The organism is Rickettsia endosymbiont of Pantilius tunicatus, from assembly GCF_964291875.1.
Lineage (GTDB): Bacteria > Pseudomonadota > Alphaproteobacteria > Rickettsiales > Rickettsiaceae > Rickettsia.
Genome location: NZ_OZ198175.1, coordinates 1,576,590 through 1,589,615, shown reverse-complemented (window position 1 = coordinate 1,589,615; position 13,026 = coordinate 1,576,590). Strand labels below are relative to the sequence as shown.

Here is a 13,026-nt window from a genome sequence, read left to right as displayed (position 1 = left end):
TTATATTCAGATTTTAAATATTTAATGTTACTATGAGATGCTTCTATGTGATAGCCAGGATCGGCATTACCTATTTCTACTACTCCGCCATTTTCATGGACTTTATATGTTAAATAATTATAATGCCCACTATTTACCGGTAAAACATATAATTCATTGTGATAAGCAATTAGTGCAGGATAACTCGGATTATGACAAACTACAGGTTGATTAGGTACAGCTAATTTTACTAATTTACCACTTATATCATAGTTAACTTGAAGATAAGCAGTATCATCTGCACGTATTTTTTCACCATTAGGACAATTTAGCTCAAATCTTAGCTCAAATTTTTCTCCTGGTTATGGTACTCGGAATAGTAAATGATTTATATTTTGTTACCTCAATAATTTTTTTATCATTAAATTTATATTTCAGCATAGTATTTATAGTGTCTTCTTGTACTTCACCATAATATTTATTTTGTTTATTAATAAGAGGTCTAATCTTATGGTCCTCGGTATTAACAGTATTACTATAGGTTTAATAATAACTTTGGTTTTATCTCCTGCATCCGTAACAACTTCTTCTGTTGTGCTAGTAGTTAATTTATAAGCACTTGTTAATAGCTCGCTAGCTGATCTACTCTTTTTAATTCCTTTTCCAATCCATTCTTTTACTTTTTCTCTTTTAGAAAATGTAGGGCTTTCTTGAGATTCAGTAAGTGTAGGACCATATTCAGGAGCTTTTTCTATAATATTTCCTTGGTTATCGGTATTTACAATTTCTACTTCTCCTTTATGCAATTTACGAGCATTTATTACTGTTTTACCTGCTATCTTTCCTCCATCCACAGCCATTTTCCCGCCTGCTATAGCAGCTTTTCCAGCAAACTTTACTCCTTGATATGCTGCATAACATCCGATTACTATTAATGTCCCAAGTAGTTCTCCATCATCACTACCAGATGAAGATTTATTTCTCTGCCTACTATGCTGCTCATCAGCAGCGTAGATTTTTGCTCTTTCTCTTTCTTGTTCGCGATGATTTTCCCATTGTGCTGCACTCCACATAAAATATCCTCTATTTATAGTTAAGTAGAGCTATTTAATCATTTAACAATCAAAAGTCAAATATTATTTTTAGAAATTCTACTTATCGTTATATTTGTGGGAAAAATTTTGTAATTATTTGGAGATATTCATCAAGTATTTTTTGATTTCTTTCAACAAATTTTAGTGAATTTTTTTGATAGTTTTTTAACTCTATAGAATTACTAGGATCAAGCAAATATTCCAGTGTATTTAATAACTCTTGATCGTTTCTGATTTGAATAGCTGCTTTACTTTGCAACACACCTTTAGCAATATCAGTGTTTTTACTCATGTCAGGACCAAAGATAATACAATTAGAAAAGTGTGCCGCTTCTAAAATATTATGCCCGCCTTGTTTGAAAGAGCCGCCAATGAATGAAATTGATGCTACAGAGAAAAATAAACCCATTTCACCGAATTTATCAACTATATAAAGATCATCGGTTAAAACAGGTAAGTCATTCTGTGATTTAGCAGTAGCTAATAAATCTTGTGCTATGCAGTTATCAAGAATTGATTTAATACGCTCAGGATGTCTCGGGATTAAGATAATATAGCAGTCTGTAACTTGTTTTTTTAAGTTTTTTATAATAGGTAAAATAATTTCCTCATCTTCCGGATGAGTACTAGCAAATACAATAACTCGCTTGTCTTTTAGATGTTCACTCAGCTTTACAAGCTCTTCTTGATTAACCGGAAGCTTTTCATTGGCAAATTTAATATTACCTAGATTAGTTGTGTTTGATATTCTAAGCTCATTAAATTTTTGTAAATCCCGTTCACTTTGCACAATAACTTTACTAAAATTTTTAACAATAAGCTGAAAAAAGCCTTTTCTTTTTTTCCAAGATTCAAAGGATTTATCGGACATACGAGCATTCACAAGTAGTAATTTACACTCTTTTGCTGCTTCATTGATAGTAGCGGGCCATAATTCCGATTCTATGAAAATACCTAAGTTAGGTTGCCAGTTTTTTAAAAATATTTTAGTGAAAATAATATTATCTATTGGAAGTAGCTGATGAATAGCTATTTTAGGTAATTTGCTACTTAATATTTTAGCGGAAGATTGTGTCCAAGAAGTAACTAAAAAACGGATATCAGGATAACGCTTACTTATATTATCAACTAAATTTAAAGCAATCATAGATTCGCCGACGCTAGCCGCATGAATCCAAACTAAAAATCTATTATCTTGCCTATGTTTACCGATGGCAAAACGCTCCTTAACACGTCTTATATCTTCTTTGCCTATTAATAAGCGAATGAAGATTATAATAAAATAAATAGGTAACAACAAAAAACTTAAAAAGTAATATAAACGCATCATTTTATTAAGTTCTCAGTTAAATTAACTAAATATTTTTCAAGATTCATATGATTTTGTACCTTATTATCTGTCAGTTTTAAAGGTGACCCTACTATTATTTTAATCGTACCAAATGGCAAAGGTATTATTAGCTTATCCCAGCTTTTTAACCTAAAACATCTGGAAGTAGTGCTAACGATAGGAATTAGTTTTTTGTTGTATTTATAAGCAATTTCGGTAATTCCGCTATTTACTTTATATACAGGACCTTTAGGACCATCGGGCGTAATTATTACATTTGCACCTTGAGAAAGCTTTTCGATAATACTCCGTAATGCTCCAAGCGGATTTTTATTGCTAGAGCCGACTATAACTTTGCAGCTAAATTTACCGACTAAATCATTTAAAATCTTGCCATCTAAATGCGGAGATATTAATGCGTAGACATCTCTATGTCCTTTAAACATAGCAGGACTCAATGCAAGCATATTATGCCAAAAAGCAAAAATTGCTCCTTGTTCGTTTAAAAACTTTTCTTTATTGCCATTGTCGTAAAATATAAATTTTTGTTTTGAAGTGAAATAAACAAACCGCAAATACCAATATAGTAAAATAGTAATTAAACTGAGTATAAATTTGTTACGTTTTAAAAATTTTTTAAAAGCTTCACGCATTGATTTTTTATTAGTTTAGTAGTTGTAACGTCATTGCGAGGAAAATTATAAAGTAATTTGACGAAGCAATCTCAGGAAGTTCGATAAGATTGTCGCGTCGATGTTACACATCTCCTCGAAATGACGCTATAGAATTACAAGCCCTTTCAATTCTCAAACAAGCCTCTTCCAACTCTTCCATAGAAGTAGCATAAGAAATCCTGAAATACCCCTCTAATCCGAAAGCAATGCCTGGTACTACGGCAACTTTTGCTTCTTCGAGTAAATATTCACCAAAACCGTTACTATTATTAATTACTTTGCCTGATTTAGTTTTAGCTCCAAAAATCTTATCGCATTTAATAAATAAGTAAAAAGCTCCCTCAGGTTTATAACATTCAAAATATTTCACTCTTTGTAGAATCGACAAAGCAAGATCACGTTTTTTCTCAAAATTTAAAGCATTTTGCACAATATAACCTTGCACGCCATTTAGTGCCTCAACAGCTGCTGCTTGGCTTATTGAGCAGGGGTTTGAAGTACTTTGTGACTGAATAATAGTCATAGCTTTGATTAAAGCTTTCGAACCTGCACCATAACCTATACGCCAACCTGTCATAGAATATGCTTTTGATACTCCGTTAACAGTAAATATCCGATCTTTTAAATCAGGTGCTATTTCTGCTAAAGTATAAAATTTAAAACCATCAAAAGTAATATGCTCATAAATATCATCAGACATGACGTTTACATGCGGATGCTTTTTTAAAATCTCAGCAATATTTTCTAACTCTGAATGGCTATAGCTTGCACCTGTCGGATTGCTAGGCGAATTAATAATAAGCCATTTTGTTTTAGGCGTAATTAACTGCTCTAAAGCCTTACCACTTAGTTTAAAGTTACTTTCAATACCGCAATTTGCAAAAACCGGAGTACCTTCAGCAAGTAAAACCATATCTGGATAAGATACCCAATAAGGAGCAGGAATAATAACCTCATCACCTTTATTTAAAGATGCCATAAATAGATTATATATAACTTGCTTGCCACCGGTGCTAACTATTATTTCATCAAGATCATAATCTATATTGTTTTCTCGCTTAAATTTAGCCTTTATTGCTTCTTTTAAAGCTGGCATCCCTTCAACATTCGTATATTTAGTAAACCCATCTTTAATAGCTTTGATAGCCGCTTCTTTAATATTATTAGGTGTATCAAAATCAGGCTCACCTGCCCCAAGTGCAATAATATCAATGCCCGCTCTTTTAAGATCAAGCGTTTTCCTAACAACTGCAAGCGTTGTAGATGGTTTTATAGCATTTAATCGAGTAGAAATAATTGACATAACGTTAGTCCGTACTTAGGATTATTATTTGGTTTTTTATTATAGGCTTATGGCTTAAACTCCCATATTGTCATTCCGTGGCTTGTCCACGGAATCATATAGACAATAAAAATACTAATAATTATTAGTTATTTTACCAGATCTAATTTCCAAGCCACGGAATAACACACTGCTGGGAATGACATTAAACACTTTTCCAAAAGAAATAATATATTAACTTCATCAATATTAAAATTATTTTATTTAAAAATTTATAAAGATATGCTTTATTATATTGGATAATATTTAATTTAAAAATAGCTATGCTTAGTAAAATAAAGGATAAAATCAAACATTTTTGCTTAACGATAATAAATATACCAAATTTTATTAAAAACAAAATTCTAGAATTTAAAAAATATTTAAATGATTGTAAATATAAAATGAATCATTTAAGTGAAACCAATTATGAGCTTGGACTTGAACATTTATATAGAGGTAATTTAAACGATGCGTTACTTAGATTTAAATTAGTTGATAACTTTTTTAGTCCTAATGATTCTAGAGTATATTACCAATTAGGTTGGACTTATTTTTTAAAAAATGACTATCCAAAAGCCATAAAATATTTAGAAAAATCAAATGAAAAATATAAAACAATTTTTATAAATTTTTTAAAAAATTATAAAAATGCTACCGAAATACCTGTGGAAATTTGGGTAAAATACAGGGACTTAACTGCAAAAAATTATCCAAGTATTTTTAACAATGATAAAAATATTCATTTGCCTTATAGATTTATAAATGAGAGCTTGAAGCAAATAACTGACCTGCCAGATGATTATTCTATCCTAGAACTTGGTAGTAATATAGGACTTGTCGGATACGAATTAGAAAAGCGTTTTCCGGAGAGCTTTACTTTAACAGCTGTAGAAATTTCTAATTTAATGAATGATATTCAAGAAGAATATTATGCCAACCTTAAAATTTATGATCAGATATATAATGTTTCCATAAGTGAATTTCTAAAACAAAATTCAAATAAATTTGATATTATTTTAAGCTTTTGTGGATTAACTTTTACTAAAGATCTTTCTGCATATTTCAATGTAATATATTCATCGCTTAATAAAGATGGGTATTTTTCTCTTTGTTTACCTACTAATCCTAATACGCACTTTTCAGTAAAACGTAAAGAATTTATTTTTAATTTAAATGAAATAAATAATTTTTTACAAAAAAATAATTTTGTTATATTAACTTCTGAAGAAATAATACTAGCAGAAAATAATAAATACGGTATTATTGTATGTAAGAAGCTATCTGTAGATATATCTTAACGCTAATTAAATTCTTTTTTGCTACAAATTATAAGATTTTTTTGAAATATGAATAACTATTCCTTCAAAAATCTTATTAATTTTCGCTAAAAAAGCTCTTTAATTATCAATCAAAATATATCTACAGATAGCTTCTATAAGAAAACTGAAAATAAATCATGAGAACACTAATTATACTTTCGATTATCATATGTTCATTATTCGCAAAAGCTGATCTTGAATATGTGGACGATGACATATACAACTATAATGGTAGCAGTAATATTAATGGTTGCCGAGAAGTTTACGATCCATACGAAAAATTTAACCGTAAAATATTTGCGTTTAACTCAGTGTTAGATTATATATTCTTACGTCCTTTAGCTGTTGGGTATAAAAATCTTACAAATGATTATATGAAAGCAAGGGTTAATAGTTTTGTTGGTAATATTGATATGCCTCTTACTACTGTAAATTACGGGTTGCAGCTTAATTACGATAAGACTATGAAAAGCTTATGGCGATTCATTATTAACACTACGCTTGGTGTTGGTGGGTTATTTGATGTGGCTAGTAAAGTAGGGCTGACATCAGATCGTCAGACTTTTGGTAATACTCTTGCACATTATGGAGTAGGTCCAGGTCCTTATTTGGTGTTACCGATAATAGGTAGTACTAATGCAAGGGATATGACTGACCCAATATTTACTAATTATGCACTTAATCCTTTAATGTATTATACCCATAAAGATTTTGAATTAAGTGTTTTAGCGATTAGTAAAATAAATGATAGATATAATGTATTATCATTTAGTGATTATGTTATGAAGAATTCGTTAGACCCTTATGCTACTATCAGATCGGCATTACACCAAGCTCGTGAAGCATCTGTTCAATATCCCAAAAACTTTAAATGCCCTAACCTAAAAACATAAATTTTAATTAAAAGAGGTTCTTATGCAAAAAATTATTACTAGCTTATTTTTATTGATTTTTACATTTTCATCTTATGCAGACGATAATGCACCTGCGGGTTTAAATGATTATGTTACTAACTTAGTAAATGAAGCTTCTACTACCTTAAACAACCCTAACTTATCCCAAGATGTAAAAGTTGCCAAAGCACGTGAACTAATGCATAATAATCTAGATTTTGATTGGATGGCTAGGTATACATTAGGACGTAATGGGGTGCAAACTTTATCTAATGAACAAATTGCAAAGTTTACAGAAGTTTATTCTAAATATGTTACTAAAGCTTATACTGATCTGATAAAAGATTACAAAGGTGAAAAACCTCAAGTAACAGGAGTACGTGTTTTAAGCCCAAAAGATTCTATGGTTAGCATGAATATTAATAATAAAGGACAAGATATTAAAGTAGAATATTTAGTGCGTAAAATGGAAAATGGAAAATTTAAAGTTTCCGACGTTATTACAGAAGGTGTAAGTCTTATCGGTGCTCAACAACAAGATTTTACTTCGACTTTAAAAGACCAAGGTTTTGATGCTTTAGTACAAAGCCTACAAAGCCGTTCTTAAAAATTCGTCTATGCGTTCTTGCATAGATCAGTTTTCCTCTTGTCAACCCGTGGCTTGACCACGGGGTTCAGCTAAAAAATACTAATAAGATTAGTATTTTTTATTATTTATAGAAATAACATTTGAAAATATAGCCTTTAAAAATTGGGGTGTTCTACTTTCATTAATAGCTTTTTGGTGGTATTTCGTTATTATATAATTATCGTGTGGTTTTGCATAATTATCCTCATTAGTAATTTGAAAATTACCATTTTGTTTAATTAACTCTACTACTTCCTCAAAATAATTTTCAATATCAGAAGCAAAGATCAAGCTACCTTTATTTTTTAGTTTAGTTTGTAGAATCGTTAAGCGTTCTTTATTCAAAATACGTTTCTTTTTCTGCCTATTTTTTATCCATGGATCGGGAAATAAAATATAAATTCCGTCTAATCTATTATCCGGTAAATCATGTAATATAAAATCTAGATTGTTAGGAAATAACAAAAAATTTGTAATATTTTGCTCTTCTGCAAGTTTTAAAACATTTGCAACGCCGTTTAAATATACTTCCACACCGATAAAAAGCTTATCCGGATTCATTTTAGCTTGATTGATGAAATGCTCGCCCATGCCGAAGCCAATCTCTAGAAATATACTCGTTGAACTTGAAAAATTGGCTACGTCCTCTTTGTAAGTCCTCAGATGCTCACGTATTTTTATACGCTCCGCTCCTCGGCTTACAGACTCCTTGCTCTTTTCCAAGTTGAACTTCGTATAATTACTTTTAATTTTACAGGAGTTATAATTTTCACCAATAAGCTTTTCTTTTGAAAATAAATATTTTGGCAGTTCGTTATCTAATAAATTTTGTTGTATTCCTGACAGGCTCTTCCCGATGCGTCTTGCATATGAGCGATTTAGCTGAATTAAAGATATTTCTATTACTCTATTATGTGATTGTAAATCTTGATGGATATTATCAATAATATAACCGTGATCTAAAAAGATTTGGCTAACTTGCTTTGCCTGCTTATAGCCTAGTTCTAATATAATTTTACCATTTTGCTTTAAGAATTTTTTAGCATTCTCTGCAATAATTCTATAGCCCTGCAAACCATCTTCTTCGGCGAATAAAGCAATATATGGCTCATAATTTATTGTCTCTATTGCCATTTCTGATTTTTCGGTCTCAGATATATAAGGTGGGTTGCTAATAATCAAATCAAATTTTCTCTTTTCAACGTTCTCAAACCAATTACTGTGAATAATCTTTAAGCGATCTGCTACGTTGTGCTTTACTGCATTACTTCTAGCAACCTCTATCGCATCAAAGCTTATATCGGTTGCAGTTACTTGACTATTTGGTAGCTCAAGCAATAGACTAATAGCAATACAGCCGCTTCCTGTACCGAGCTCGAGGATTCTTGTATATTCGTCATTGCGAGAAGACACTATAGGTGTCGACGAAGCAATCTCAGGCAGAATTCTCGAGATTGCCACGCTCCTTGCAGTCGCTCGCAATGACGATTTTATACATACTTCAACCAATAACTCCGTATCACTTCTTGGAATTAGTACATGTTTATTAACGATGAACTCATGTGAGTAGAATTCTTTTGTCCCTAAAATATAAGCTATCGGCTCGTGCTTTAGCCTTCTTTCTAATGCTTTTTCGAAAGTTTCTATTTCTAGCTGGTTTAGTTGTTTTTCAGGATTAGCAACCAGATATTCATGAGGTTTATTTATAGCATGCTGCAATAAAATTCGTGTTTCTAATTGCGATGATTTAATGCCTACTTTATTTAATTTATAAGCTCCTTCGTTAAGAAACTCTTGTATAGAATATTGCATGGAAATTATTTTCTACCTAGATTTTTCATCTCTAGAATATCCTCTACGCTACCTAAAGGAACTTGTTTTTTAAGCTCAATAAATTTATGCAATGTATTGGCAGCTATAATTTCCTCCATATCATCAGGCAAATCGCAAGAAAATTCCATAACTTCGTTACTGGTTGGATGAGTAAAGCTTAAGTACCAAGAATGCAGGGCTTGGCGTTTAAAATTAACTAATTTTGCTTTTAGTTCCGAGGGTGAATGATTAATTTTTCGATCGTTATTGCCGTATGTTTGATCACCAACCACCGAGTGCTTTAGGTTGCTTAGCTGCACTCTAATCTGATGAGTTCTGCCGGTAGCAAGCTTACATTCTACCATACTAATACTACCTCCATAAAATAGTTCTAGAGTTTTGTAGTAGGTCACGGCCTCTTTCCCGCCATATTTTAATATTGTCATTTTTTGCCGATCGCTTCGACTACGACCTATATTATTCTTAATAGTTCCCTCTAGCGGATTAATTACGTCCCAAACTAAAGCCTTATATTTCCGTACGACCTGCCTTTGTTCAATCTGATTGGCAAGCAACATATGTGCCTTATTATTTTTAGCAACTACCATCAAGCCTGTTGTGTCCTTATCTAAACGATGCACTATGCCAGGTCTTTCTGATGAGCCGATATCAGATAAATTTCTTGTGTGGTGGAGTAGGGCATTAACAAGCGTATCGTCATGATGTCCTGCTCCTGGGTGGACAGTCATACCGGCAGCTTTGTTGATAACTATTAAATCTTCATCTTCATAAACTATATCAAGTTTTATATCAGCTGCCTCTATTGTTAACTCTTCTGGTTCTTTGAAAGAAAATAATATAATATCATTCTCCTTGACCAAAATATCAGAATCGAGAATAATCACATTGTTAATTTGTACACAGGAACTTTTAATTGCTTTTTGGATTTGATTCCTTGATACATTTTCAAGAAGCTGAGATAAAGCTTTATCAAGCCTTAAGCCAGATAGTTCGATAGGTACGGAGTATTTTAACATATTTTATTTAAGATAATGAATGATACATTTAAATGGTTAAATGCAATCGGTATTGAATATTATTGCTCAGAGCATCCGCCAAAATTAAAAGCAAGCGATAATACCAAACCGGTTGAAAAATCACAAGCAAAACCTATGCTTCAAAAAGAAATTGAGTTCAATATGAATGATAAAACGCATGATAATATAAGTCTTGCAAGATCACTTGCCGATAAAGCTAATAATATAGCAGAACTAAAAGAATCTCTACTAAATTTTAACGGCTGTGAACTTAAGAAACTTGCTACTAATACTGTTTTTGGTGATGGTAATCCGGCAGCTAAGATTATGTTAATAGGTGAAGCTCCTGGCAGTAATGAGGATTTAAAAGGTATACCCTTTTGCGGTGAAAGTGGTAATTTACTTGATAATATGCTGCGTGTAATCGGGATTTCACGAAAAGATAATGCTTATATTACCAATACAGTGTTTTGGCGTCCACCTGCCAACAGGCAGCCGACTTTAGAGGAAGTTGACGTTTGTAGACCTTTTGTTGAGAAGCATATTGCTTTAGTTAACCCAAAACTCATTATTTTAGTCGGTAGTACCGCTGCAACTAGTCTACTTGGGAAAAATGCCGGTATTACCAAAATTAGACAAGAATATTATTTTTACACCAATAAATATCTAACCGCTCCTATCCAGACTACGGCAATTTTCCACCCTGCCTATTTACTTCGACAACCTAGCCAAAAACGCACCTCTTGGTATGATTTGCTGAAGATCAAAGAGTATCTTGAAAGTAAGAATTTGGTAACTGGTTAATTTTAGTTGCTTTATACTAATTGGTGTGTATATTCAACCTTTGATTACAAATGTGTCATCTATTTGCTTTACCACGAGGGCACTGTTGCGTGGTTTCGATGTCATTCCTGCGAAAGCAGGAATCCAGGAAAAAAAAGCATAAATACAGCAAATTTTTAAGATTAAAAGCTTAGGTTATCTTGCTTTATACTAGATTCCTGCTTTCGTAGGAATGACATCCAGGACGTTTTTTGATCCACGCAGGCAATGCCATCACGGGATGACAATAATAACAATAATAGTTAATATGACAAAAAACGATTTTATAAGTTATAAAGGTTATTTTGGCTCGGTGCATTTTAATGCTTCGGAAGAAATATTTTTTGGTAAAATAGAATTTATAAGAGATTTAGTAAGTTACGAAGCCTCAGATGCTAAAACTTTAATAAAATCATTTCATGAAGCCGTGGATAGTTATCTAGAAGATTGTAATATATTAGGTAAAACCCCAGATAAACCGTTTAAAGGCAGTTTTAATGTTAGAATTGATCCTGAGTTACATAAAGAAGTAAGTTTATATGCTATGCAGCATGGTGATAGTTTAAACGGAATAGTTAAAAAAGCTTTAAACGAATATATAAAATGTTAGTTGCTTACTATAAAAAGTATGATAAGTAATGCATAATTTAACAAATTTATTAAAATAATATAATACTAACTCGGGTTTATTAATTGATGAATTTCTTAAACAAAAATATAAAGAAAAAGAGAACCATAAAATGTGGCTTAACAAAGAAATTCAGGTAGGCTTAGATCAAGCAGCTCAGGGTAAATTAGTTTCTTGGGGAAAAAGTTCGACAGGATATTAAGCAGCTTTATTTGGAGCAAAAAATACCTAAATAATAATCCAGTTCTTGATTGACTTTTTGGTGTTTATATATAGAATCTTAAACGAAATAGCTCATGCTATTTTGGGGCGTAAGAACCTCTTAATCAACGTGGTATTATATCAACCATAGAATGGTATAATCTCGACTTTATTATGGTCGAGGTTATAATAGTCATGTCCAAGGTTTAAACCCAAAAACTATTATGACTGTCGTTGATGGTTTTCTTACTTCCCCGATGATTGTGTTCGAGAAGTCAAGAGAATATTTTATATTGGTTTTGCCAAGGTCGTTTGTTTTTAACAATGTTATTGACAATTATTACTATTTTTCTCATTACTGCAGTAAGAGCTAATTTTTTAGCTTTTCCCTTTTCTACAAGTCTTTTATAAAAAGGTTTAACTGCGGGATTACATCTTACAGATGTAACAGCAACCATATATAATGCCGCCCGTACCGTTTTCCTACCACCTTTAGTTTTTGCTTTAAATCTTGTTTTACCGCTTTCCTTACAGTGAGGTGCTACTCCTACTAAAGAAGCAATTTGTTTACAATTTAAATTACCAAGCTCTGGCAACTCTGTAATTAAGGTTATTGCTATAATCGAGCCAATATCCGGGATAGTAATAAGTAAATTATATATTTCTTTATAACTTTCTATATTTAAAATATGATATAATATAAGCTTTTCCACTTCTTCTTTTTGATCATTAAGTAAATTAATAACACTATTTATACTATTAATTATTTTTTGATTAGTAACTCTACGTAAGCGATTGCGTTCAGATACTATCATAGTAATTAGTTGGTTACGTCTAGCTGTAAGCTCTTTTAATTCTTTTTCTATTTCATTCGCCACTTTTCTAGATTCAGGATTCATTTTTTCTGCAAATAATGCTAACATTTGTGCATCAATAGTATCGGTTTTGGTAAACTTACCTCTCATAGTTCTAAACGCTGATGTAAAATAAGGATTAACTACTGAGACTAAATATCCAACTTTTTGTAAAGTATTTGCTGCTTCATATTCAAGTCTTCCGGTAGCTTCAATTACAATTTTAGCAATATTATAATCCGCTATATATTCGACTAGCTCATTAATTCCTTTTTGGTTGTTATCAAAAACTTTATATTTATTCAACGGGTGTAACCATATATCTAAAGTATCCTCAGATACATCTATACCTATAAAAATATTCTTTGTCATGTTTTCTCTCCTGTTCTATGTACGAGCTAAGGGGTTATTCACGATCAACCATTAAGATC

Annotated in this window: 12 protein-coding genes; 5 read left to right on the top strand and 7 right to left on the bottom strand. The window is 31.6% G+C overall.

The window, feature by feature from the left end; translation table 11 throughout:
• Nucleotides 1-425: 425 nt before the first annotated feature.
• From ACICQC_RS09270 to ACICQC_RS09255, 4 genes are all read right to left on the bottom strand, one after another.
• The gene (locus ACICQC_RS09270) at nucleotides 426-1,052 is read right to left on the bottom strand and encodes a hypothetical protein (RefSeq protein WP_395476816.1); all 627 of its coding nucleotides are present in this window, start codon (nucleotides 1,050-1,052) and stop codon (nucleotides 426-428) included.
• Nucleotides 1,053-1,140: 88 nt separating this feature from the next.
• On the bottom strand, nucleotides 1,141-2,403 hold the full coding sequence (waaA, locus tag ACICQC_RS09265) for a lipid IV(A) 3-deoxy-D-manno-octulosonic acid transferase (RefSeq protein WP_395476815.1): 1,263 nt from the start codon (nucleotides 2,401-2,403) through the stop codon (nucleotides 1,141-1,143).
• Nucleotides 2,400-3,056, bottom strand: coding sequence for a lysophospholipid acyltransferase family protein (locus tag ACICQC_RS09260; protein WP_395476814.1), 657 nt, complete (start codon nucleotides 3,054-3,056; stop codon nucleotides 2,400-2,402). The genes waaA and ACICQC_RS09260 overlap by 4 nt, the downstream gene beginning before the upstream one ends.
• Before the next feature lie 103 nt (nucleotides 3,057-3,159).
• Nucleotides 3,160-4,380 (bottom strand): pyridoxal phosphate-dependent aminotransferase, encoded by a 1,221-nt coding sequence (locus ACICQC_RS09255; protein WP_395476813.1) that lies wholly within the window; start codon nucleotides 4,378-4,380, stop codon nucleotides 3,160-3,162.
• A 302-nt stretch (nucleotides 4,381-4,682) separates the two neighbouring features.
• On the opposite strand from ACICQC_RS09255, the gene ACICQC_RS09250 reads away from it, so the two are divergent.
• The 3 genes from ACICQC_RS09250 to ACICQC_RS09240 all read left to right on the top strand — a co-directional run bounded on the left by ACICQC_RS09250 (nucleotide 4,683) and on the right by ACICQC_RS09240 (nucleotide 7,220).
• Nucleotides 4,683-5,699, top strand: coding sequence for a methyltransferase domain-containing protein (locus tag ACICQC_RS09250; RefSeq protein ID WP_395476812.1), 1,017 nt, complete (start codon nucleotides 4,683-4,685; stop codon nucleotides 5,697-5,699).
• A 158-nt stretch (nucleotides 5,700-5,857) separates the two neighbouring features.
• A complete protein-coding gene (locus ACICQC_RS09245; RefSeq protein ID WP_395476811.1) occupies nucleotides 5,858-6,613 on the top strand; it encodes a VacJ family lipoprotein in 756 nt (251 codons plus the stop codon).
• 22 nt (nucleotides 6,614-6,635) lie between these two features.
• Complete coding sequence (locus tag ACICQC_RS09240; protein ID WP_395476809.1) at nucleotides 6,636-7,220, top strand: phospholipid-binding protein MlaC; 585 nt, start codon at nucleotides 6,636-6,638, stop codon at nucleotides 7,218-7,220.
• 90 nt (nucleotides 7,221-7,310) lie between these two features.
• On the opposite strand, the gene trmB is transcribed toward ACICQC_RS09240, so the two are convergent.
• On the bottom strand, nucleotides 7,311-9,053 hold the full coding sequence (gene trmB, locus ACICQC_RS09235; protein ID WP_395476808.1) for a bifunctional peptide chain release factor N(5)-glutamine methyltransferase PrmC/tRNA (guanosine(46)-N7)-methyltransferase TrmB: 1,743 nt from the start codon (nucleotides 9,051-9,053) through the stop codon (nucleotides 7,311-7,313).
• 5 nt (nucleotides 9,054-9,058) lie between these two features.
• Nucleotides 9,059-10,090, bottom strand: coding sequence for an RluA family pseudouridine synthase (locus ACICQC_RS09230; RefSeq protein ID WP_395476807.1), 1,032 nt, complete (start codon nucleotides 10,088-10,090; stop codon nucleotides 9,059-9,061).
• A 15-nt stretch (nucleotides 10,091-10,105) separates the two neighbouring features.
• Between ACICQC_RS09230 and ACICQC_RS09225 the strand changes: the two genes are divergently transcribed.
• Together ACICQC_RS09225 and ACICQC_RS09220 are read left to right on the top strand one after the other, a co-directional pair.
• Nucleotides 10,106-10,894: a uracil-DNA glycosylase family protein gene (locus ACICQC_RS09225; protein WP_395476806.1), complete on the top strand. Its 789-nt coding sequence runs from the start codon at nucleotides 10,106-10,108 to the stop codon at nucleotides 10,892-10,894.
• Between the two features lie 286 nt (nucleotides 10,895-11,180).
• Nucleotides 11,181-11,522: a type II toxin-antitoxin system HicB family antitoxin gene (locus ACICQC_RS09220; RefSeq protein ID WP_395476805.1), complete on the top strand. Its 342-nt coding sequence runs from the start codon at nucleotides 11,181-11,183 to the stop codon at nucleotides 11,520-11,522.
• 494 nt (nucleotides 11,523-12,016) lie between these two features.
• Here ACICQC_RS09220 and ACICQC_RS09215 read toward each other — a convergent pair whose 3' ends face one another.
• Nucleotides 12,017-12,967, bottom strand: coding sequence for an IS110 family transposase (locus ACICQC_RS09215; RefSeq protein ID WP_395476804.1), 951 nt, complete (start codon nucleotides 12,965-12,967; stop codon nucleotides 12,017-12,019).
• Between the last annotated feature and the right edge of the window lie 59 nt (nucleotides 12,968-13,026).